Origin of the sequence: Nocardia sp. NPDC051030, from assembly GCF_040683015.1 — a bacterium.
Taxonomy (GTDB): Bacteria; Actinomycetota; Actinomycetes; order Mycobacteriales; family Mycobacteriaceae; genus Nocardia.
This window is the reverse complement of sequence record NZ_JBFBCD010000008.1, coordinates 54747-79092: the sequence shown is the minus strand read 5'-3', so window position 1 is coordinate 79092 and position 24346 is coordinate 54747. Positions and strand designations below refer to the sequence as shown.

Annotated in this window: 9 protein-coding genes (1 of these 9 running past the window's edge); 7 read left to right on the top strand and 2 right to left on the bottom strand. The window is 67.3% G+C overall.

Annotated features, from left to right (window positions below; all coding sequences use genetic code 11):
- Positions 1-111 precede the first annotated feature (111 nt).
- From AB0N05_RS25880 to AB0N05_RS25870, 3 genes are all read left to right on the top strand, one after another.
- Positions 112-13785, top strand: a complete 13674-nt coding sequence (locus AB0N05_RS25880; protein WP_364698445.1) for an amino acid adenylation domain-containing protein — start codon at positions 112-114, stop codon at positions 13783-13785.
- A complete protein-coding gene (locus AB0N05_RS25875) occupies positions 13782-14774 on the top strand; it encodes an ATP-binding cassette domain-containing protein (protein WP_364698444.1) in 993 nt (330 codons plus the stop codon). The genes AB0N05_RS25880 and AB0N05_RS25875 overlap by 4 nt, the downstream gene beginning before the upstream one ends.
- A 68-nt stretch (positions 14775-14842) precedes the next feature.
- The gene (locus AB0N05_RS25870) at positions 14843-15640 is read left to right on the top strand and encodes an ABC transporter permease (RefSeq protein ID WP_364699083.1); all 798 of its coding nucleotides are present in this window, start codon (positions 14843-14845) and stop codon (positions 15638-15640) included.
- Between the two features lie 74 nt (positions 15641-15714).
- Here the strand turns inward: AB0N05_RS25870 and AB0N05_RS25865 are convergent, their stop codons facing one another.
- Positions 15715-16050 carry an RNA polymerase-binding protein RbpA gene (locus AB0N05_RS25865; RefSeq protein WP_364698443.1) on the bottom strand — a complete coding sequence of 112 codons (336 nt, stop codon included), beginning with the start codon at positions 16048-16050 and terminating at the stop codon, positions 15715-15717.
- A 193-nt stretch (positions 16051-16243) separates the two neighbouring features.
- Here AB0N05_RS25865 and AB0N05_RS25860 point away from each other — a divergent pair, with 193 nt between their 5' ends.
- A complete protein-coding gene (locus tag AB0N05_RS25860; protein WP_364698442.1) occupies positions 16244-16567 on the top strand; it encodes a hypothetical protein in 324 nt (107 codons plus the stop codon).
- On the opposite strand, the gene AB0N05_RS25855 is transcribed toward AB0N05_RS25860, so the two are convergent.
- Positions 16518-17600, bottom strand: coding sequence for a hypothetical protein (locus AB0N05_RS25855; protein WP_364698441.1), 1083 nt, complete (start codon positions 17598-17600; stop codon positions 16518-16520). The two genes, AB0N05_RS25860 and AB0N05_RS25855, sit on opposite strands and share 50 nt — an antisense overlap.
- Positions 17601-17864: 264 nt before the next feature.
- Between AB0N05_RS25855 and AB0N05_RS25850 the strand changes: the two genes are divergently transcribed.
- The 3 genes in view from AB0N05_RS25850 to AB0N05_RS25840 are tightly spaced (at most 32 nt apart) and all read left to right on the top strand, a layout consistent with a single transcriptional unit that may run on beyond the window.
- Positions 17865-19502 carry a fatty acyl-AMP ligase gene (locus tag AB0N05_RS25850; RefSeq protein WP_364698440.1) on the top strand — a complete coding sequence of 546 codons (1638 nt, stop codon included), beginning with the start codon at positions 17865-17867 and terminating at the stop codon, positions 19500-19502.
- Positions 19499-20794 carry a MupA/Atu3671 family FMN-dependent luciferase-like monooxygenase gene (locus tag AB0N05_RS25845; RefSeq protein ID WP_364698439.1) on the top strand — a complete coding sequence of 432 codons (1296 nt, stop codon included), beginning with the start codon at positions 19499-19501 and terminating at the stop codon, positions 20792-20794. Before AB0N05_RS25850 ends, AB0N05_RS25845 begins: the two co-directional genes overlap by 4 nt.
- A 32-nt stretch (positions 20795-20826) precedes the next feature.
- On the top strand, positions 20827-24346 hold the start of the coding sequence (locus tag AB0N05_RS25840) for a non-ribosomal peptide synthase/polyketide synthase (protein WP_364698438.1). It continues 24752 nt past the right edge of the window; only the first 3520 of its 28272 coding nucleotides appear in the window; the start codon lies at positions 20827-20829; its stop codon lies off the right edge, out of view.

Below are 24346 nucleotides of genomic sequence, written 5' to 3'. Positions count from 1 at the left end.
GGATCACGTCCTAAGGCTCGCGCGTGCGCGCGTCAGCCGGGTTGGGTGCAGCACGTGATCGGTATTTGGGGCTCGGGGAGTTGCGTCGTCAGCGGAGAACGGAGTGATTTGATGAGTTCATTGGCCACCGATCGTGTCGACCAATGTTCTTCTGGTGAATTCTCGGCACAACCTTTCGCGCTTTCTCCCGCGCAATCGGCCCTGTGGTACGCCCAGCGGATTCGGCCCGACATCCCGCTCACCATCGCGCAGTACGTGGAGATCCACGGCGATCTGGATGTCGGCCGCCTGCTCTACGCCATCGAGCGGTTCGGCGCGGAGACCGAGGTCGGCCATGTGCGATTGCTGGAGATCGACGGGGTGCCGCACCAGGTGGTGGATCCGACCTGGCGGCCCGGCTGGGCGCGCATAGACCTGCGCGAGGAGCCTGATCCGCGCGCCGCGGCGCTGGCCTGGATGAATGATCACGCCAATTCGGCCATCGATATCGAGCACGATCCGCTCACCATCAATGTGGTTCTGCGGATCGGTGATTCGGACTACCTGTGGTACACCCGCGGCCATCACATCGTGATCGACGGCTACGGCGCCATGAACGCCACCACCCGCGCAGCCGAGATCTATACGGCGCTGGAGGAACAGGCCGAACCGGTGGTCAGTCGCGCCACCCCGCTGGCCACCATCTACGGCGATGAGAACCGCTACCGCGAGACCACCCGCTTCCGCTCCGACGGTGACTACTGGCGTGAGCAGCTGGCCGACGCGGGTGAGCCGATCACCCTCTCCAGCACCGGGATTACCGCCGCCCCCTCCGATGCGGGCCGCCGCTGCGCCACCGCGGTGCTCGGCGAACAGGTCGAGGCCGCCGTGCAGGACGCGGCAACCGCGTTCGGCTCCAATAGTTCCGCGCTCTTCGTGGCCGCCCTGGCCTGCTATGTGCGTGCGGTCACCGGCACCCAGGACGTGGTGCTGAGCCTGCCGGTCTCGGCGCGCACCACGGTCGCGCTGCGCCGCTCGGGCGGCGTGGTCTCCAATGTGGTGCCGATTCGCGTGCAGTTCAGCGGATCCGACACCGTTGCCGACACCGTGCGCGCGGTCGAACTCCAGATCACCGGCGCACTGCGCCACCAGCGCTACCGCAGCGACGATATTCGCCGCGACTGCGGCTACTCCCGCGATGCCCGCGGCTTCTTCGGGCCGATGGTCAATCTCATGCTCTTCCACAGCGAATTGAAGTTCGGCAGCCTGGTCGGCTCGCTGAACGTGCTCTCCACCGGTCCCGTGGAAGACCTGTCGATCAACCTCTACAACGGTGTCGGCAATCGCATTCACATCGACTTCGAGGCCAACCCCCGGCTCTACGGCGATGCCGAACTGACCATGCACCACGGCCGGTTCCTCGATTTCCTGGAGCGCTTCCTGCGCGCCGCACCCCAGTCCGTGGTCGGCGACCTGCCGGTCCTCACCGATCTGGAACGCGAACGCGTACTGCACGAGTGGAATTCGACTCAGGTCGCCCGACAGGAAGGCACCCTGGCCGGTCTGTTCGCCGAACGCGCCGCCATGTGCCCGAGCCGGGTGGCACTCGATTTCGAGGGCGAGACCCTCACCTACGCAGCCTTCGACGAGCGCGCCAATCGCCTGGCCCGTGAACTCATCTCCCGTGGCGCGGGCCCCGATACGGTGATCGGCCTGGCCATTCGCCGCAGCCTGGACCTGCTGATCGGCATGTACGCCATCGTGAAGGCGGGCGCGGCCTACCTGCCCATCGACCCGGACCATCCGGCCGATCGCATCGAGGCGATTCTGGAGCAGGCGCACCCGCTGTGCGTGCTCACCGCCGCCCGCGATGCCCTCGAACTGCCCCGCGCCGCACCCAGATTCGATATCGACAATGCCACGCTGCCGGAGCATTCGATCCGTCCGGTCACCGACGCGGACCGGCGCGCCCCCTTGCGCGCCGATCATCTGGCCTACGTCATCTTCACCTCCGGCTCCACCGGTAAGCCCAAGGGCGTGGGTGTCAGCCACGCCGCCATCGTGAACCGGTTGCGCTGGATGCAGCACGCCTACCCCCTGGTCAGCACCGATGTGGTGTTGCAGAAGACCCCCGCCACCTTCGACGTCTCGGTGTGGGAGTTCTTCTGGCCATTGCAGATCGGCGCGCGCCTGGTCATCGCCGCCCCCGACGGGCATCGCGACCCGGGCTATCTCGCCAAGGTGATCGCCGAGAAGCGGGTCACCACGGCGCATTTCGTGCCATCCATGCTGTCGGTCTTCCTCACCGACACCGATGTGCGCGGCTGCACCGGCCTGCGGCGGGTGTTCTGTAGCGGTGAGGCACTGCCCGCCGCCACCGTCACCGAATTCCATGCCGCCCTGGGCACCGGCGCGGACGCGCCCCAGCTGGACAATCTCTACGGTCCCACCGAGGCCGCCGTGGACGTCACGGCCTGGCATTGCGCGCCCGGCGCGACGGATGTGCCCATCGGCGCGCCGATTTGGAACACCCGCACCTATGTCCTGGATGCCCGGTTGCAGCCGGTGGCGCCCGGCGTGGTCGGCGAGCTGTATCTGGCGGGCGTGCAGCTGGCGCGCGGCTACCTCGGCCGTCCCGGCCTGTCCGCGGACCGGTTCGTGGCGAATCCCTTCACCCCCGGCACCCGCATGTATCGCACCGGTGATCTGGTGCGCTGGCGTGGCGGCCGTTCCGGAGTGCTGGAGTACCTGGGCCGCAGCGACTTCCAGGTGAAGGTGCGCGGGCTGCGGATCGAACTCGGGGAGATCGAGAACGCCCTGCTGGCCGATGAGCGGGTCACCCGTGCGGTCTGCGTCGCCCGGCGCGGTCGCGGCGGCGACGAGCTGGTCGGCTACGTGGTGGCCGCACCCGGTGCGGCACCGCTGGATCCGGCCGATCTCGCGACCGGCCTGCGCCGCATCCTGCCCGGCTATATGGTGCCGTCCCTGCTCATGGTGCTCGACGAACTACCGCTCAGCGCCAATGGCAAGGTGGATCGCAAGGCCCTGCCCGAGCCGACCGCGTACCCGAGGCGGATCGGCGCGCCCAGCGCCGAACCCGCCACCGAGGTGGAACGGCAGCTGACGGCAATCTTCGCCGAGGTACTCGGCGCCGATGAGATCGGCGTGGGGGACAACTTCTTCGACCTCGGCGGCAATTCGCTGACCGCCGCCCGCGCGGTGGCGCGCGTCAATACCGCCCTCGGCGCGGCGCTCACCATTCGCGACCTGTTCGAATCCTCGACCGTCACGGCCCTGGCCGCACGCCTGGCCACCCCGCAGGCCGAAAACGCCCAGCCCACCCTGGGCGCGGCCGAACGGCCGCAGCACATTCCGCTGTCGCTGGCCCAGCAGCGGCTCTGGATTCTCAATCGCTTCGCCGAGCACGCGGCCGCCTACAATATGCCCCTCGCCGTGGAACTGACCGGGCCCCTGGATATTCCGGCCCTGCGCGCGGGCCTGATCGATGTGCTGGAACGGCACGAGAGTCTGCGCACCACCTTCCCCGATACGCCCCAGGGGCCGTGCCAGGTGGTGCATCCGGCGTCGGAGATCCCGCTCACCCTCGAACCGATCGACGCCACCGAGGCCGATGTGCTCGAGCTGGCGGGCGAATTCGCGGGGTACGGCTTCGATCTGCGCAGCCAGGCCCCGATCCGGGTAGCGCTGTGGTCGACCGCCCCGGACCGGCATGTGTTCCTGGTCGTGTTGCATCACATCAGCGGCGACGGCTGGTCCATCGCCCCGCTGACCCGCGACATCATGGTCGCGGTGGCCGCTCGCGCGCAGGGACACGCCCCGGAGGCAGCACCGCTGCCGGTGCAGTACGCCGATTTCGCACTGTGGCAACGGGAATTGCTGGGCGATGAGGCCGATCCGGCCAGCGCCCTGTCCCGCCAGCTGGCCTACTGGCGTGCCGCCCTGGCGGATCTCCCCGATCAGTTGGACCTGCCCCTGGATCGCCCGCGCCCGCGTCAGCGATCCACCGATGGCGGCCGGGTGGAGTTCACGATTGCCGCCGAGACTCGCCGCGCCCTGGCCGCGCTGGCCGCCGATCGCGGCGTGAGCACCTTCATGGTGTTGCACGCGGCGCTGGCGGCCTTGCTTGCGCGACTGTGCAATACGGCCGATATCGCGATCGGCACGCCCATCGCGGGCCGCAGCGATCCGGCATTGGACGATCTCGTCGGCATGTTCGTCAATACCCTCGTACTGCGCACCCTGGTCGATCCGGCCGCGGGTTTCGACCGCATGCTCGCCGAGGTCCGCGATACCGACCTCAATGCCTTCGCCAATGCCGACGTCCCGTTCGAGCGGCTGGTCGAGGTCGTCAATCCGGAGCGGTCCGCCGCCCGGCATCCGCTGTTCCAGGTCATGCTGTCCTACGACAGCACCCCGGAACTGAAGATCACCCTGCCCGGCGTGCAGGCGGCCGTGCTGCCCATGGCGGTGGATATCGCCAAATTCGATCTGCAACTGACGGTGCACGAACCGGTCGGCTCGACCGCGGATAGCGGTTTCACCGCCGAATTCGAGTACGCGGCAGATGTTTTCGACCACGCCACCGTCGAGGCCATCGCCCGCCGCTTCGGTGCGATCCTGGCCGCCGCCGTGGCCGACCCGTCCGTACCGGTCGGCGATCTGCCGATCCTGGACACCCGGGAAACCGCCAAACTGGTGCCCATCATGGGCTCGCCCGGCGAGCCCGGCACCACCCTCGCCCGCCTGCTCAGCGATACCGCCGAACGCGTACCGGATGCGGTCGCGGTGCGCTACCAGGGTGCGGATACCACCTACCGCGAGCTCGACGAACGCTCGAATCGCCTGGCGCGCGTGCTCATCGAGCACGGTGCGGGCCCCGAGGTGGTCGTCGCCATCGCACTGCCGCGCAGCCTGGACTGCGTCCTCGCGGTGTGGTCGGTGGCGAAAACCGGTGCGGCGTATGTGCCGATCGATCCCGACTACCCGTCGGACCGCATCGCGCACATGCTCTCCGATTCCGGAGCCATGCTCGGCATCACCAGCCCGGACCGCCGCGCCGAAATGCCGGACTGGCCGGGTAGCCGTGGGCGGCACCGAAAGTCGTATGTGGACTGGCTGCTGCTCGGCTCCGAGCAACTGGCCGCCGAATGCGAGCACTTCACCGATGCCGCCGTCACCGATGCGGACCGGCATCACCCGCTGCGCACCTCCGGCCCGGCCTATCTCATCTACACCTCCGGCTCCACGGGCAAGCCCAAGGCCGTGGTGGTCACCAATGCCGGTCTGGCCTCCCTGGCGCATGAGCAGATGCATCTGTTCCGCGTCACGGATTCCGCACGCACCCTGCACTTCTCCTCGCCCAGCTTCGACGCCTCGGTGCTGGAGTTGCTGCTCGGCTTCGCGGCCGGGGCCACCATCGTGGTCGCGCCCGCCGGAATCTACGGCGGCGCGGAACTCGCGACGCTGCTGCGCGAGGAGCGGGTGACCCATGCCTTCGTCACCCCGGCCGCGTTGGCCACCGTGCCTTCCGAGGATCTGCCCGATCTCGAGGCCGTGATCGTCGGCGGCGAAGCCTGTCCCGAGGATCTCGTTCGCGTGTGGACCGAGGCATCCGATTCCCGGCCCGGCGGGGCGGTCCGTCGCATGCACAATATGTACGGCCCCTCCGAGGCGACCGTGGCCGCCACCGCCACCGGACCGATGGTGGCGGGTCAGCCCGTGCCCATCGGTCTTCCGGTGCGCGGTATGCGACTGTTCGTCCTGGACCGCCGCCTGCACCCGGTGCCGCCGGGCGTGGCGGGGGAGCTGTACCTGTCCGGACCGGGTCTGGCCCGCGGCTATCTGGACAGGCACGGCCTCACCGCGCAGGCGTTCCCGGCGAATCCGCACGGGCGCCGGGGCGAACGCATGTACCGCACCGGTGATCTGGTGATCGCCGACGGCCACGGGCAGTTGCGCTTCCTGGGTCGCGCCGATGATCAGATCAAGATCCGCGGCTTCCGTATCGAATTGCGCGAGATCGATCATGTGCTGCTCGCCCATCCGGGAGTCACCTTCGCGCTCACCGTCGTTCACAATGACGAGCGCGGAATCCCGCGTCTGGTGGCCTATCTCACCGCCGACACCGAACTCGAGATCGGCGAGGTACTCGACACCGCACGTGGCCGCTTGCCCGGCTATATGGTGCCGTCGGCGATCACGGTGCTCGATACCCTTCCCGTCACCCCGTCCGGGAAACTGGACCGCAAGGCCCTGCCCGCACCGGATTTCGTGGCCGCGGCCCCCTCGCGCGCCCCGGAAACCGAACTGGAGCAACAGGTCGCGCACGTCTTCGGCACGGTGCTCGGCACGCCGGTGCACGGTGCGGAGGACAACTTCTTCGAGATCGGCGGCAATTCCCTGCTGGCCACCCGCCTGACCGCGGCCCTGCACGGTGAATTCGGCGTCGAGCTGCCGGTGCGCGCGATCTTCGAAGCCCCGACGGTGGCCGGTGTGGCCGCACGTCTGGCGGAAGCGCCCCGGACGCACAGGGCGGCGCTGGCGGTGCATACCCCGCGTCCGGAGCGCATCCCACTGTCGCTGCCGCAGCAGCGACTGTGGTTCCTCAACAGATATTCCCCCGAATCAAGTGCCTACAACATCGCTTTCGTGCTGCGGATCGATGGAGATCCGGATATCGATGCGATAAAGGCCGCGCTCGCCGATGTGGTGGAGCGGCACGAGGTCTTGCGCACCGTCTTCCCCGAGGACGAGCAGGGCGCCTACCAGGTGGTGCTGGACACCGCCCGCTGCCTGCCGGTGCTGGAGCCGGTCGAGACCGATGATGTCGGCGCGCGCACCACCCTGCGCTCGCTGGCCCGGCGCGGCTTCGATCTCGCCCATGAGATCCCGCTGCGAATGGCCTTGCTGCGCACCGGGAATCGCCGTCACCTGCTCGGCATCGTGCTGCATCACATCGCGGCCGACGGCTGGTCGCTGGGCCCGCTGACCCGGGATCTGGCCGTGGCCTACACCGCACGGCACGGCGGGGTCGCCCCCGCCTGGACGCCACTTCCGGTGCAGTACGCGGACTTCAGTCTCTGGCAGCGCGAGGGCCTGGGCCAAGAGGCCGATCCGGAGAGCATGGCCGCCACCCAGCTGGCCTACTGGCGCGGCGCGCTGGCGGAGCTGCCCGAGGAACTGCCGCTGCCGTATGACCGCACCCGCCCGGCCGCGCCCACCCAGCGTGCGGGCGCGGTCCGGTTCGAGGTGCCGGAGGACTTGCAGCGCAGGCTCTCCGATGTCTCGCGCGCCCACGGCGTGAGCCTGTTCATGATGCTGCGCTCCACCCTCGCGGTGGTCTTGCGCGTGGTCACCGGTGGCCGCGACATTGTCATCGGCACTCCGGTGGCGGGCCGTACCGACACTCGTCTCGATGAGCTCGTCGGCATGTTCGTCAATACCTTGGTGCTGCGCTCGGATGTGGACCCCGACCGCAGTTTCGCCGAACTGCTGCAAGCGGACCGCGATACCGAACTCGCCGCCATGGCGAATGCCGAGGTGCCGTTCGAACGCGTGGTGGAGGAGATCGGCGGCGCTGCGGGCGGTATGCGGCCCTTGTTGCAGGTGGCCTTGACCGTGCAGGACACCCCGCTGCCCGCGCTGCAATTGCCCGGACTCGCCCTGCAGGCCGAGGAGCTCGATATCGCCCTGGCGAAATTCGATCTCGAACTGCGGGTGCTGCCCGGCGTCGACGCCGAGGACCGCGTCTTCGAATTCGTCTACGCCGCGGAGCTTTTCGATCAGCAGACCATCGAAACCCTGGCCGAGCGCCTGGTCCGGGTCTTTGCCGCGGTCACCGCCGATCCGCGCATGCGCGTGCGGGACATCGACGCGCGCACCGATTCCGAGCGGGAACTGTTCACCCCCGCCTGGGGTCCTGCCCCGGAACCGCAGTGCAGCCTGGCGGCCTACTTCGCCGCCACCGCGCACCTGAATTCCGATCGTGATTTCCTGTGCTTCGGGGAGACCGCGCTCACCTATCTCGAGGCCGATGTCTACTCGAACCGATTGGCGCGGGCGCTGATCCGGCGCGGCCTCGGCCCGGGTGACCGGGTCGCGCTCGGCCTCACCCGGTCGATCGAATCCGTGCTGGCCGTCCTGGCGGTGGCCAAGTCGGGTGCTGCCTTCGTCCCCGTCGATCCGGGTTATCCGGCGGATCGGGTGCGGCATATGCTCATCGACTCCGGCTGTGTGGTCGGCATCAGCATGACCGCGTCCGCCGACCGGCTGCACGAGGCCGCGGGCGACCACCCCATCGAATGGCTGCTGCTCGACAATGCCGAACTGCTCGAGGAATTGGAGGTCCTCGAGGACGGCCCGGTCACCGATCAGGAACGGATCGACACCCTCTGGACCGCCGATCTGGCCTATGTCATCTACACCTCGGGTTCCACCGGCAAGCCCAAGGGCGTCGCCGTCACGCACGGTGGCCTGTCCAATTTCGCCGATGACATCCGGGACCGCATGCGCGTGGACCGGGACGCCCGGACCATGCACTTCTCCTCGCCGAGCTTCGATGCCGCCATTTTCGATCTGCTGCTGGCGGTCGGCTCCGGCGCGACCATGGTCATCGTCCCGCCGGATGTCTATGGCGGCGATGAACTGGCCGCACTCATGGAACGCGAGGAGATCACCCACACCTTCCTGACTCCGGCCGCGCTGGCCACCATCGATCGCGACCGCTGGGCGCTGCCGCACCTGCGGGCCGTGACGGTCGGCGGCGAGGCCTGCGGCCCGGAACTGGTGGCGCGGTGGGCGCCCGGCCGCATGATGTACAACGGCTACGGCCCGACCGAGGCCACCGTGGTGTGCACCATCTCCGGACCCATGCAGCCGGGGGAGCCCGTCACCATAGGGACTCTGGTGCGCGGTGCCCGGGCGCTCGTCCTGGACGAACGCCTGCGTCCGGTGCCGGTGGGCGTGCCCGGTGAGCTGTATGTGGGCGGACAGGGTTCGGCGCGCGGCTACCTGGATCGCTTCGCGCTCACCGCATCCCGCTTCGTGGCCGATCCATTCGGTCCCGAGGGCGGGCGGCTCTACCGCACCGGCGATGTGGTGCGCTGGACCGCCACTGGCGAACTGTTCTATCTGGGCCGCAGTGACCATCAGGTCAAGGTGCGCGGCTTCCGCATCGAGCTCGGCGAGATCGACGCGGTCCTCACAGCGAATCCGGATATCCGGTTCGCGCATACCGAGGTCCGTGAGATCGCGGGCACCGAGCGCATCGTGTCCTTCGCGCTGCCCGTCGACGCCGCCGTCATCGACACCGAGGAGCTGCGGGCGCACTGCGCGAAAAATCTGCCCGCCCATATGGTTCCGAGCAGCATTACGCTGCTCGACCACATTCCGATGACCCCGGTCGGCAAGCTCGATCGCGAGGCGCTGCCGCAACCCCAGGTCGCCGTCGCCGTGGTCTCCCGTGATCCGGAGACCGATACCGAGCGCCTGGTGGCCGAGGTCATGGGCGAGCTGGTCGGCGCCACTGAAACATCTCAAAGAACCCTCGGCGCGGACGACAGTTTCTTCGAGGTGGGCGGAAATTCGCTGCTCGCGACGCAATTGGTGGCTCGGCTCGCCGCGCCCACGGGAGTGCGCCTCGAGGTTCGCGCCGTCTTCGCCAACCCGACCGTGGCCGGACTGGCCGCGGCGCTGGATGCCGGATCGGCCTCCGCGGACCTGCGGCCCGAACCGCGCAAGCGCACCCGGCCCAAGCAGATTCCGCTGTCGGCGGCACAGCGTCGGCTGTGGTTCCTGGAGAAGTTCAATGCTTCGGGCGAGCCCGGAGAAGCACTGGGCGCGTACAACATCCCGGTCGCATTGCGCCTGCAAGGCAAGCTGAATATCGCCGCGCTGCGTGCCGCCCTGCACGAGCTCCAACGACGCCACGAAACCCTGCGCACCGTCTTCCCGGAGATCGACGACGCACCCTGCCAGCGCATCCTGGATGCCGATCAGGCCGCCGTCGCCCTGCCGGTGCGCACCGTGCGTGCCGCCGACGTGCCCACCGAGATTCGGCGCGTCACCGCGGCCGGATTCGACCTCGGCACCATGGTTCCGCTGCGGGCGGCACTGCTGCGCATTACCGGGGTCGAGACCGAGGAGCACGTGCTGGTGCTGGTGGTGCATCACATCGCCATGGACGGCTGGTCGCTGCAGCCGCTCGCGGCCGATGTGGCCGCCGCCTACAGCGCGCACGCCGGTGGCAAGACCCCCGAATGGCCCGAATTGCCGATTCAGTACGCCGATTACACGCTGTGGCAGCAGGATGTCCTCGGCCGCGAGGACGATCCGGAATCGGTGATCAGCCGCCAGCTCGACTACTGGCGACGCGCGCTCGACGGTATTCCGGAGCTCCTCGCGGTACCCGCCGACCGGCCCCGCCCGCCGGTGCCGAGCTATCGCGGCGGCACCGTCGAATGCAAGATCGATGCCTTCACGCACCGCGAATTGCAGTCTCTCGCGGCCGAACACGGCGTCACCATGTTCATGGTGCTGCACGCCGCGCTGGTCGCCCTGTTGCATCGCCTCACCGCCGGTGACGACATCACCGTCGGCACGCCGATCGCCGGGCGCGGCCACCCCGCGCTCGACCGCATGATCGGCATGTTCGTCGGAACGCTGGTACTGCGCACCCAGATCGACGGCGGAGCCGCCTTCGGCGATCTGCTGCGCGCGGTCCGCGATACCGACCTGGAGGCCTTCGCCCACGCCGACGTGCCGTTCGAGCGCCTGGTCGAGGTGCTCAATCCGGTGCGCTCGCAGGCACATCACCCCATGTTCCAGGTCATGCTCTCGGTGCAGAACCAGCCGGTGCGGGTCCTGGAACTGCCCGGCCTGCGCATCGAGAACGACGAGGCCGATCCGGGCATCGCCAAATTCGATCTGCAATTCACCCTCACCGAATCCTGGACGCACCGCCGCGAACCCGACGGCATCACGGTGTCGGTCAACTACGCCTCCGACCTGTTCGAGGAGCCGACCGCACAGCGACTGGCCAATCGATTCGTGCGGCTGCTCGGCGCGGCCGCCGCGAGCCCGGCCACCGCCGTCGGCGATCTGGAACTCCTGGATTCCGGCGAATGGTCGGCGCTGGCACCGGTGCGCGGGGCGGAACCCGGTCTGCCCATTACCTTCCCGGAGGTATTCGAGGCCGCCGCCAACCTCAACCGCTCGGCCATCGCCGTGCGGGCGGCGGGCACCCAGATCTCCTACGACGCCCTCGACCGCTGGACCAACCGGCTTGCCCGGGTGCTCATCGGCTATGGCGTCGGCCCGGAAACTCTTGTCGCCATGGGCATTCCGCGTTCGGCGGAATCGGTGGCGGTCACCCTGGCCATTGCCAAGGCGGGCGCGGCCTTCGTACCCGTCGATCCCGGCTACCCGGAACAGCGCATCAGCCATATGCTGCTGGATTCCGGTGCCGCCGTGGGTATTACGCTCGCCGCGCACCGTGAGCGGATGCCCGACGGGGCCAACTGGACAGTCCTGGACGCGCCGTCGTTCCGTCGTCGCGTACTCGGCACCTCGGACGCTCCGATCTCCGATGACGAGCGCACCACGCCACTGCGCATGGACAACCCGGCCTATGTCATCTACACGTCGGGTTCCACCGGCATCCCCAAGGGCGTCGTCGTCACCCACGGCGGCCTGTCCAACTTCGCCGCCGAGACCGCGCAGCGCTTCGACGTCGGCCCCGGCTGCCGCGTCCTGCACTTCGCCACACCGAGTTTCGACGCCGCCATGCTTGATCTGCTGCTCGCGCTCGGCGGGGCGGCCACCCTGGTGATCACGCCTCCCGGCGTGGTCGGCGGCGAGGAACTGGGCCGGGTGTTCATCGACGAGGGCATCACCCACGCGTTCATCACCACCTCGGCGCTGGGCACCGTCGACCCGACCGGCGTCACCGCGCTGCGGCACGTGCTGGTCGGCGGTGAGGCGCTGCCGCCGGACCTGGTGACCAGGTGGGCCCCCGGCCGCAGGCTCTACAACGTCTACGGACCCACCGAAACCACCATTGTCACGGTGATTTCGCAGCCCATGACGCCCGGCGGGCAGATCACCATCGGCGGGCCCATTCGCGGTGTCGGCGCGAGCGTCCTGGACGGCCGCCTGCATCCGGCCCCCGCGGGCGTCACCGGCGAACTGCACCTGGGCGGCGCCGCCCTGGCCCGTGGCTACCTGCGGCGTCCGGGCATGACCGCACAGCGCTTCGTGGCCAACCCCTTCGGCAAGCCGGGCGAGCGCATGTACCGCACTGGTGACCTGGTCCGCTGGCTCTCCCGTGGCAGTCGCACACCGGATCTCGAATACGTCGGCCGCACCGACCACCAGGTCAAGATTCGCGGCTTCCGCATCGAACTCGGCGAGATCGACGCGGCCCTGGCCCGGCATTCGGCGGTGGAGTTCGCCACCACGATCGGCCACCGCACCCCGGCCGGTTCCACCGCGCTGGTCTCCTATGTGAAGCCGCGCAATGGCACCGCGCCCAGCGTGGCCGAACTGACCGCGCACGTGGCGGAGCTGGTACCCAATTACATGGTCCCGCAGTCGATCATGCTGCTGGACCGGGTGCCGCTCTCGCCGGTCGGCAAGCTCGATCGAAAGGCGTTGCCGGAACCGGTATTCGCCGCCCGCGAGGGCTATCGGGCCCCGTCCACCCCCACCGAGGAGGCGCTGTGCGCCGCCTTCGCGGAGGTGCTCGGCATCGACCGCTCCGCCTCCCCGCGCTTGGTCGGCGCGGACGACGGCTTCTTCGAACTCGGCGGCAACTCGCTGCTCGCCACCAAGGTGGTCGCACACGTGCGCGCCGCCGGTATCGAGCTGCCGGTGCAGGCCATGTTCGGCGAATCCACCCCGGCCGCCATCGCCCGTCGCCTCGACGATGCCAAGGGTGATGCGGGTGCGGCGCTGGCGGTGGCGCTGCAAGCGGTGCTCCCGCTGCGTCCGTCCGCCGATTCCGCTGTGCCGCCGCTGTTCTGCGTGCACCCCGCCATCGGTTTGTCGTGGTGCTTCGCGGGCCTGGCGGCGCATCTGCCCCACGAGCGTCCGGTATACGGCCTGCAAGCACCGCACGTGGTCGGCGAGGAAAGTCATGCCTCCATGTCCGAGGCCGCGAAATACTATGTGGCGCATATCAAGTCGGTGCAACCGGAAGGCCCGTACCATGTGCTGGGCTGGTCGCTCGGCGGGCTCATCGCCCATGAGGTGGCCGTGCAGTTGCAGGACGGCGGTGACGAGGTGGCGCTGCTGGCCATGATGGACAGCTATCAGCTCACCGATCGCTGGCTCGAGCACGCCATCCCGTCGGTGTCGGACATCATCGGCGAATTCGGCAGCGATCTGCTCGGCGGCGATACCGGCGTCGACCCGCGGCTGAACCTGCACGAAGCAGCCGAATTGCTGCGCAGTCGGCCGGGCCCGTTCGCGGCGCTCACCGTCGAGCATATGGAACGGCTCTACACCGGCTACACCAATGGGGCCATGCAGGCGCACGGTTTCCGCCCCCGCGTCTTCGACGGCGATGTGCTGTTCTTCACCGCCGCCGACGATGAGATCAATCGCGCGGATCCGGATCGCTGTGCCGCGGCGTGGGAACCGTTCGTCACCGGCGTCGTGCACGACCAGCTGGTGCGCTGCCGTCACTCGGGCATGACGACGCCCGAATCGCTTGCCGTCATCGGGCCGGTGCTGCGGGATCACTTGGCCGAGCTGGATTCCCGCACCGAACGGGAGGGGACTCGATGAGCTTGGCGGTAGAGGTATCCGGACTGATCAAGTACTACGGCAAGATTCGGGTGCTGGACGGCATCGATCTCGAGATCCCGTCCGGCACCGTGATGGGGCTGCTCGGTCCCAATGGTGCGGGCAAGACCACCACCGTCCGCATTGTCACCACCTTGCTACGCCCGAGCTCCGGCACCGTGCGCGTGGCCGGGGTGGATGTGCTGAAGAATCCGGCGCGCGCCCGCACCCGGCTCGGCCTGTCCGGGCAGTACGCGGCGGTGGACGCCAATCTGACCGGATTCGAGAACCTGCGCATGGTGGCGCGGCTCTACGGCATGGACCATAAGCGGGCCGCCGAGCGGGCGGGGGAACTGCTTGCGGCGCTTGGCCTCGAGCATGCCGCGGGCCGCCGGGCGGGCACCTACTCCGGCGGTATGGCGCGGCGGCTCGACCTGGCGGGCGCGCTGGTGTGCCGCCCGCCCGTGGTGGTCCTGGACGAGCCGACCACCGGTCTCGACCCGCGCGGGCGGCTCGATATGTGGCGGGTCATCGGGGAACTCGTGGACGATGGCACCACGGTCCTGCTCACTACGCAGTACCTCGAGGAGGCCGATCTCCTGGCCGACCGCATCACCGTCATCGATCGGGGCCGGGTCATCGCGCGCGGTTCCGCGGACGAACTCAAGACATCCATCGGCGGTGACAAGCTGACCGTCACCCTGGCCGCCGGGCAGGACCCCAAACCGGCCCTGCAAGTGTTGTCCCAGATCGGCATCGGCGATCCCGACCACGATTCCGGCGAGGACGCGGCCACCGTCGTGGTGGCCGACGGCACCCGCACCATGGTCGAAGCCCTGCGCCGCCTCGATGACGCGGGCGTGTGCGTGGTCGATGCCGCCGTGCACCGCCCCAGCCTCGACGACGTATTCCTGTCGCTCACCGGCAAATCCGCGGAGCGCAAGTTACCGGCACCCGCCACCGACCCCGTGCAAGAGGAGATTCTGTCGTGACGACCGTTCCCGCCGGCATCACGGTCCGGCCGGATGCCTCCAGACCCAAGAGCGCCTCCGGCCCGATGATGTTGTTGCCCCGCGTCTTCCGGGACAGCGCCATCGTCGCCTACCGGAACCTGCTGACCATTCTGCGGGTGCCGACCCTGCTGGTGACGGCCACCATCCAGCCGCTCATGTTCGTCTTCTTGTTCGCCTACATCTTCGGTGCGTCCCTGGGCGGCAGTCAGTACCGGGAATTCCTGCTCGCCGGAATCTTCACGCAGACAGTGGCTTTCAATGCCGCCTTCACCACCGTCGGCCTGGCCAATGACCTGCACAAGGGCATTATCGACCGGATGCGCACGCTGCCCATGTCGCGGCTGGCGGTCCTCATGGGCCGCACGCTGTCCGACACCGTGGTGAACATCCTGGCCCTGACCGTCATGGTGGCCTGCGGTTATGCGGTCGGCTGGCGCATCAACGGCGGAATCCTCGATGCCGTACTGGCTTTCGGGGTGATCCTGCTGTTCGCCTTCGCCATGTCCTGGGTCGGGGCGATCACCGGGCTCATGTCACCGAGCGTCGAGGTGGCCCAGAGCGCGGGCCTGATCTGGCTGTTCCCACTGACATTCATCTCCTCGGCCTTCATCTCGGGGGAGACCCTGCCCGGCCCGCTGCGCACCGTCGCCGCCTGGAATCCGATCACCGCCGTCTCCGCCGCGGGTCGCAAGCTCTTCGACAATGGCTCGCCGCCCACCTTCGTCCCCGCCAAGGGCTGGCCCGCCGATCACTGCGTCGAATACGCGATCATCTGCTCGGTCGTCATCCTCGCCATCGCCGTCCCGCTGGCCCTGCTGCAGTACCGCAAGGTCGCCAGCCACTGACCGGGTAAAAGGAGTCCGAATACGCGCGAACCCCCTCACATCAGTGAGGGGGTTCGCGCGTGAGGTATCGACCTCTAGCCGCGGCGGCGGCTCTTGATCAGATCCATCCGCTCCTGAAGCAGCTCCTCGAGCTCCTCCTTGCTGCGGCGCTCGAGCAGCATGTCCCAGTGGGTACGCGGCGGCTTCACCTTCTTGGGCTCCTGAGTGGTGCCCTCCATCAAGGTGCCTTCCTGGCCATTGCGGCACAGCCAGGTCGCGGGGATCTCGGCGTCGTCGGCGAACGGAACATCGAATTCCTCGCCGTTATCCGTCTTGTACCGCGCCATCCGACGCGGCGCCAGGTCGTGGTCGCGGTCGGTCTCGTAGCTCACCGCTCCGAGTCGACTTCCCCGGAGTACGCGATCTGCCATGAGTGCGGTCCCTTCTCGCCTGTCGGCAACGTCTAGATGCAGTGTTAACGCTTATGTGCACGCTGTGGTTCCCGTGGGAGAACCCTGCCATTCTACTCGTTGCCCAGACTGCGTTCGTTTCGCTCCGGTTGTAGCGGTGAATTCGGCGTGCCCACCGCACGACCGGGGCGGGTTCTGACTACTGTGTCGATTCATGCAGCGTCGCCTGCTCCCCTGCCAGTGGTGCGGAAGGGAGATTGCCGAATCCGAGATCGGACGCCGCCGTCGCTACTGTCGGCAATCGTGCCGTCAGCGTGCGTACGAGCATCGAAACAGCGTGAAGGGCACCGGTATTCCCGAGGATTCGGTGGTACTCAGTGCCCAGGAGGTCGCCGATCTGTCCGATCGCTGGTTCGCGGCCCGCTGCGCGGCCGAGGATGTGGCGACGGCCGTCGCGGAGGGCGCGAACCAGATCGAACTGGCCGATCTCACCGCCGCGCTGGTGGCGCTGACACGGGACGCTGAGCGCCTGCGCTGAGCGCGGGCAGGGGTTCGGTCACGTCGAACATCGAGGCGGGGGCTTCGAGGACCGTCGGAGAGGTGTCGGCGGTCCGTCCGCGCACGGCGTAGACCAGACCCAGCCCGGCGGCGGTCACCGCGACCACGGCTCCCAGTGCCGCGAGGGTCTTGCCGTCCGGGTGGGTGACCGGCTGGCCGCGCAGCGCCTGCCACAGCAGCGTCCCGAGCAGTCCGGCGTACCCGACCGCCAGCACCCGGATGAGGTCGGCGCGGGCCCGCTCCGAGCGCAGCCACGGCACCTGCGGTGCGAGGCGGGCCAGCACCAGGGCGGCCAGGATCAGGATCTGGATCCCGTGCAAACCGACGAAGTGCGGAATCCGCATATCCCCGCCGACCGTGCTCCAGTGACTCACCGGCATTTCACCCAGGCCGTCACGCACCACCGGCTGACCGTTGATGATGGTGTGCCCGGAGATCAGCGTGACCGGCTTTCCATAGGCGTCGGTCACCTCCTGCTTCCCGCCGTACCCCATGAAGTAGGCCAGCGCCATGCCCACCACGGCGATCCCCAGCCCGTAGTGAATCGCGCGGGTGGTGGGCAGATCGGTGATCTTCTGCCAGGAAAGCATCAGCGCGATCACCAGATTCGCGAGGAACAACCCCGGCACACCGTACTGGAACACATGCTGCCCAATGACATTGACGGTATCGGTGTCGTAATTGTTGAAGTGGCTGAATGTCCCCCGAGCCGCCTGCACCGCGATGAACCCGACATCGGCCGTGGCCGTGACCGCGAAGGCGGTCCCCATCCACCAGGTCAGCCGCTGGCCCCGATGCGGAAAGGACAGCAGCCAAGCCAGCGTGCCCGTGTACAACGCGAACGCGAACGCGAACTTGAGGGACTTCAGCCACACCGACTCGTTCAGCAGCATTCGATCGTCGAATGCCATGGCGCACAAGGAGACAACGGCCAGCACAGTCATTCCGGCGGTGGTGGCGAGCAACGGCCGATGCAGGCGGCGAGTGGTGGAAGCGAGAGGCGCGGTGGTCATGTCGGTGACGTTATGGTCGTCCGTCCGGACCGCAGATCCCCCGAAGGTGGGGTCCGCACGTAGTACTCGGGTATGACGGCGGCCATGACACGCGGGCCCCGGTCCGGGGTTACCCGAATGTTGCCGTCCGGTGCGCGAATTCTGGAAGGATATCCGCCAGGATGTTCTCTCGGCCGGTTCTTCGCCTAGCTGGAGGTGTCTATGGATGTCGGGCAGACTGCGCAAGACCCTCTCACCCTGATGGATATCCTCTCGACCAGAGTCGTGGAAACACCCGAAAGTGTCGCTTATACGTTCTCGAATTACCGGGAAGACTCAATAGTCGTCGATCATCTCGAATTGTGGGGGCGCGTAGCGGGTTTGGCGGCGCGGGTGCGGGAAGCGACCGCGCTCGGGGATCGGGTGGTGCTGTTATGCCCGCCCGGACCGGAATTCGTGTACGCGTTCTTCGCTTGTCTGTCGGCTCGGCGAATCGCGGTTCCGGCGGCGCTGCCGTCGTCGGCGCATCAGATGGCGACCTTGGCCTCGATCCTGCGGGACAGTGGCGCGCGGGCGGTTATCGCCCCGCTGTCCATGGTGCCGATCACCAGCGAAATGGTCGGCGCGGATATTCGGATAATCGACTGCGATGCGGCGGGTGACGGTGCGGACTTCGCCGGAGATATGGAATGGGATTACTCCCCGGACGACATCGCGTTCCTGCAATACACCTCGGGTTCGACCGGAGCTCCCAAGGGTGTGGCGGTCTTGCACCGGAATCTGATGCACAACCTGGGGCTCATGCGAGAGAGGTTCGAGCTCACGGCGAACAGCTCGATCGTTTCCTGGCTGCCGCCCTATCATGATATGGGTTTGATTCAAGGCATTCTGCTACCGATGTTCGTGGGATTTCCGGCGATTGTCATGTCGCCCATGACATTTCTGCGCGATCCGCTCGCCTGGCTGCGGGCGATTTCCGCCGGTGAGAATGTCATGGCGGGTGGGCCGAACCTCGCTTACGGGCTGTGCGTGAAGCGGGTATCGCGCGCCGACGCGGAGCAATTGGACCTGAGCGGCTGGCAGGCCGCCTTTGTCGGGGCGGAGCCGGTCGACCCGAATACCCTGCGGCAATTCGCCGACCTGTTCGAGGTGAGCGGCTTTCGCCGGGAGAGCTTCATGCCCTGTTATGGGCTGGCCGAGTCGACGCTGTATGTCAGCGGTGGGCCCCGCGGTACGGGTGCGCGCTCGCGCTACTTCGTGGCGGAGGACCTGGAGCGGGGGAGCGCCACGCCGACACCGCAGGGGCGGGAGCTACTGAGCATGGGGCCGGTCGAGACCGGGCCGGTCGCCGTGGTCGACCGGGAGTCGGGAGCGCGCTGCGGAGAGAACCGGGTCGGCGAGATCTGGTTGCGTGGACCCAGCATTGCCGCAGGTTATTGGAACAAACCCGCCGAGAACGAGCGCGCCTTCAACGCCCGGATCGCCGGGGAGGGGGAGGTCGCGTATCTGCGGACAGGTGATCTCGGATTCGTCTCCGACGGCGAGTTGTACGTGTCCGGCCGCATCAAAGAGCTGATGATCGTGCACGGACGCAATATTTTCCCGCAGGACATCGAGCAGACCATCGTGTCCACTCACCCGGACTTGCGCCCGGGAGGCTGCGCGGTGTTCTCGGCGAATATCGGCAATGAGGACCGTGTGCTGGTCGTGCAGGAGCTCAATGACACGTTGGAGAAGGACGGCGCGGCCGAGTTGGAGGGATCGATTCGCGACATTGTGAGTCGCGTGCATGCGATCAGCTTGTATCGAGTTGTGTTCGTCGGGAAGGGCGAGGTACCGAAAACGACCAGCGGGAAGATTCAGCGGCAGCGTCTGAGCAAGGACTATTCATCCGCAGCGCCACTCGAGGAGAGTTCGATATGACGACGACGGAGAGCTCGGCCGTACTGGAATTCTTCGTGGATTGGGCTGCTTCGAGATTGGACCGGGAATCGGTCGACCCGCACCTGCCGCTGACCTCGCTGGGTCTCGATTCCGTGAAAGCGGCGGAATTGATGACACTGCTGGAGGAACGGTACGAAACGGAGATCACCGCCGAGGAGATTTTCGACGGCCTGACGCTGGCCGATGTCGCGGAATTGGCGACCGGCCGAACCGCTGACGAGTCTCACACCGGCACGATGGATTTCAGCCTGCTCTTCTTTTCCAGCGACGCGCAGCAGCATGCCGACGGCCGCTACCGCCTGCTTCTGGAAAGCGCTCGTTTCGCCGATACCCATGATTTCCAGGCGATCTGGATGCCGGAACGGCATTTTCACAAGTTCGGTGGTCTGTACCCGAACCCGGCGGTGCTCGGTGCGGCGCTGGCCGCCGGTACCGAACGAGTGCGCATTCGGGCGGGCAGTGTGGTGCTCCCGCTGCACAATCCGGTGCGCGTGGCCGAGGACTGGTCGGTGGTCGACAACCTGTCCAATGGCCGCGTCGACCTGGCGTTCGCCACCGGGTGGAATGTCGACGACTTCGTGCTCGCGGGGGACAACTACGCCGATCGGGTCGAAATCACCCGAGCCGGAATGGATACCGTGCGGCGGCTGTGGCGCGGGGAGTCGATTCCCCTGCGCAATGGCGTCGGCGAGGAGCGCTCGGTGCGGATCTTCCCGGCCCCGGTGCAACCGGAGCTGCCGATGTGGCTGACGTGCAGCGGCGGTATCGAACGCTTCGAGATGGCCGGTGCGCTGGGCGCGAATGTGCTTACCGCACTGCTGTTTCAAGAGGTGGACGAGCTGGCGGAGAAGCTGGCGGCCTATCGCAAGGCCCGGGCGGAGCACGGCCACGGCATCGATACGGGCACCGTCACCGTCATGCTGCACACCTTTGTCGGGAAAGACGATGCGCTGGTGCGTAAGACGGTCGAGGGCCCGTTCAAGCGGTACCTCGAGGATTCGGTCGACCTGTGGCGGCGCGGTTCCGACGCTCTGGACAGCCTGGATCAGAAATCGCGAACCAAGGTGCTGGACTTCGCATTCGAGCGCTATTACCGAAACAATGGCCTGTTCGGCACGCCCGAATCCGCCCTGTCGACGACCACGCGGCTGCGTGCGATCGGCGTCGATGAGATCGCCTGCCTGATCGACTTCGGAATCCCGGATTCCGAGGTGCTGGCGGGGCTGGAATCGCTTGCCACGCTGAAGAATCGGATGTCGTCCGTCCACTAACGATCCAGTAGCGTCGAGATGCGGGAGCATAATTGACCGAGGCATGCCCACGCCCTTTTCCGTTGTCGGCTGCTCAGCAAGGAATCTGGTTCGCGCAACAATTGGCCGGCGCGACACCGGTGACGAATGCATTGTGCGTCGATCTGCGCGGTGACCTCGATGTCGAGTTGTTGTGCACGGCATTCTGGCGCGTGGCCGGGGAATTCGAGGCCGCGCGACTGCGCCTGCTCGAGGTCGACGGCAAGGTGATGCAGGTGGTCGACCGGGCCCTGGACGAGCCGGTCAAGTGCCTGGACCTGCGCTCGGAGCCGGATCCGACGGCCGCCGCGCACGACTGGATGCGCTCGGAGTACGGCAAACCGGTTGACCTGCAACGAGATCGGCTGATCACGACCGCGGTGCTGCGGGTCGATGACGACCGCTGGTTCTGGTATGTGCGTGCCCACCACATCGCCATCGACGGCGTTGCCGCCATGACCCTGCTGACCCGGGTCGGCGACGTGTACACCGCCGCGGTGGAAGGACGGGAACCGGCCGCCGCCAAGAGTCAGGGTCTCGCCGACCTGGTCGCCGCCGACGAACAGTACCGGGCCTCGGAACGCTTCGAGACCGACCGGGAGTTCTGGCTGCGGCAGCTGCAGGACCTGCCCGCCCCGGTCAGTCTGGCCGGACAGAGCGGCCCCGCCGACGCGCATCCGATCTCGGTGAGCGGCGTATTCCCCGCCGAGACAAGCGAATTGCTGGCGTCGGTGGTCAAGGCGACCTCGACGACCCCCGCGGTCCCCATCCTGGCGGCGTTCGGACTGTTCCTGGCCCGCATGACCGACAGCGCCGATATCGTGCTCAGCCTGCCGGTGTCGGCTCGCGTCACCACCGCGGCGCTGCGCTCGGGCGGCATGTTGGTCAATACCCTGCCCTTCCGGATCGGCACCGGGCCGGACGCCACCGTCGGAACGTTGATCGAGGCCACCCAGAAGCATTTGATCGAGGTGCTCCGCAGGCAGCGCTACCGCCAGGAGGACATGTTCCGCGATATCGGGCGGCTGACACCGCAATCGCAGGTGTTCGGGCCGTACGTGGACCTGATGATGTTCGATACCAAGATCTCCCTGGGCCCGATCGCCGGACAGCTCCAGGTGCTGACGCCGGGTCTGGTCGGGGACCTGTCGGTGACTTTCTATACCGTCGCGGGTTCCGGTGCGACCCAGGTCGACTTCGTGGCGAACCACAATCTGTACACGCCTGAGGATCTCGCCGGTCACCATCGCCGATTCCTCGGCTTCTTCCATGAGTTCCTGCGCGCGCTGAGCATGGATCCGGCGACGCCCGTCCGCGATATCGATGTGCTTGAAACTGCTGAGCGGCAACGAATCCTGACCGAGTGGAACGACACCGCGGCACCGATCGATGCGGCCGCCACGCTCGCCGAGGTGTTTCATCGGCAGGCCACCCGCACACCCGAGGCGATCGCCGTCGTTTCCGGTGCGCGGCACCTCACCTATGAGCAGCTCGACACCCGCGCCGATCGGCTGGCGGCGACCCTCGCTGAGCGCGGGTCCGGCCCGGAAAGCATTATCGCCGTGGCACTTCCGCGCGGCCTCGACCTGATCACGGCACTACTCGCGGTATTGAAGACCGGGGCCGCCTACCTGCCTCTCGATCCCGCCTCGCCGTCGGAGCGGCTCGCCTTCATCCTGGCCGACGCCGCCCCGAGGCTGGTCCTGGTCGATGACGGCACCGCCGATCTGGTCCTGCACAGCCATGTACCCGCGCTGCGTGTCGACCGACTGCCGAGCGAGACCGGCGAGCACGCCGTCACCGCGCATCCGCTGCGCCCGGACAATGCCGCCTATCTCATCTACACCTCCGGCACGACGGGAAAACCCAAGGGCGTGGCCATTACCCACGCGAATGCGATGTCCCTGTTCTCGGGCACCCAGCCATGGTGCGAATTCGGCGCTGACGATGTGTGGGCGTGGTGCCATTCGCAGGCCTTCGACTTCTCGGTGTGGGAGATCTGGGGTGCGCTGCTGCACGGCGGCCGCGTGGTGGTGGTGCCGCGCGAGGTGGCGTACTCGCCCGCCGAATTGTGGGATCTGGTCATCGAACACGGGGTGACGATCCTCAACCAGACGCCGTCGGCCTTCTATGCGCTCATCGAATCCCGTGCCGCCATCGCCGACCAGCGGTCCGCGCTGCGCATGGTGATATTCGGTGGAGAAGCGCTGGACCCCAGTCGTTTACAGCGCTGGCAACCCGTCGATCAGGTGGGTGGTCCGGCACTGGTGAACATGTACGGCATTACCGAAACCACCGTACATGTGACCAAACAGGCTCTCACGGAACAGCATCGGCGTGGAGACCTCGGCGTCAGCCCGATCGGCGCGCCGCTGGCCAACCTGCGCACCTATGTGCTGGATTCCTGGTTGCGGCCGGTCCCGGTCGGTGTGGCCGGGGAGCTGTATGTGGCCGGAAATCAGGTCGGGCGCGGCTATTACGCACGGCCTGGATTGACCGCGTCCCGATTCATCGCCGACCCGTTCGACCCGTCCGGCGGACGGTTGTATCGCAGTGGTGACATTGTCCGATGGACGGCGGACGGCACGCTGGAATACCTGGGCCGCGTCGATGAGCAGGTGAAGATCCGCGGCTACCGTATCGAACTCGGGGAGATCGAAACCGCTCTCGCGGCACATGATTCGGTCGCTCGCGCCGTCGTCACGACCCACACCGCCGCGGCGGCCGGGCCCGGTGACGTGCCGTCCCAACAGCTGATCGCCTACCTGGTCCCGGACCCCGGATTCGCTCCGGTGGCGCTGAAATGCCTGGAGCTGCAACGCGCGGGCGTGATCGCGCCGGACGAGTTGCACGAGCTCCCCAATGGCATGCCGATCGTCGGCCGCAATCCCTCGAATATCAAGTTCCTCTACGAGGAGATCTTCGAGCGCGAAGAGTATTGCTACGGCAATCTGACCATCCCCGACACGGGCTGCATTGTCGATATCGGTTCGCACGTCGGCATGTTCTCCATGTACGCGAAGAGCAAATCGCCCGGCGTCAAGATATTCGCCGTCGAGGCCATGCCCGAGCTGCGCCGGATGTTCGAGGCCAATTCGGCTCTGCACCATATGGATGCGACCATGGTGCCGTACGCGATCGGCGCGGAGACCGCGACCGATACCTTCACCTACTACCCGGAAATGTCGGTGCTGTCCGGGCGCGGTACCGACAGTCACGTGCAGCGCGACATCCTCGAATCGTTCATCCACAACGAATACCAAGCCGAGAGCCGCGATATAGGGGACAGCCTTGTCGATCAGCTGATCGATGAACGACTCGAATTCGTGCAGGTCGAGGTGCCGATTCGGACCCTGTCTCACATTATCGGCGAATACGAGATTCCTCGAATCGATCTGCTCAAGCTCGACGTGGAAGGCAGTGAGCTCGATGCCTTGCGCGGCATCGAGCCTCGGCACTGGCCGCTCATCGATCGCATGGTCATCGAGGTACATGACGTCGACGATCGGCTCGCCTGCATCGAGAATCTATTGC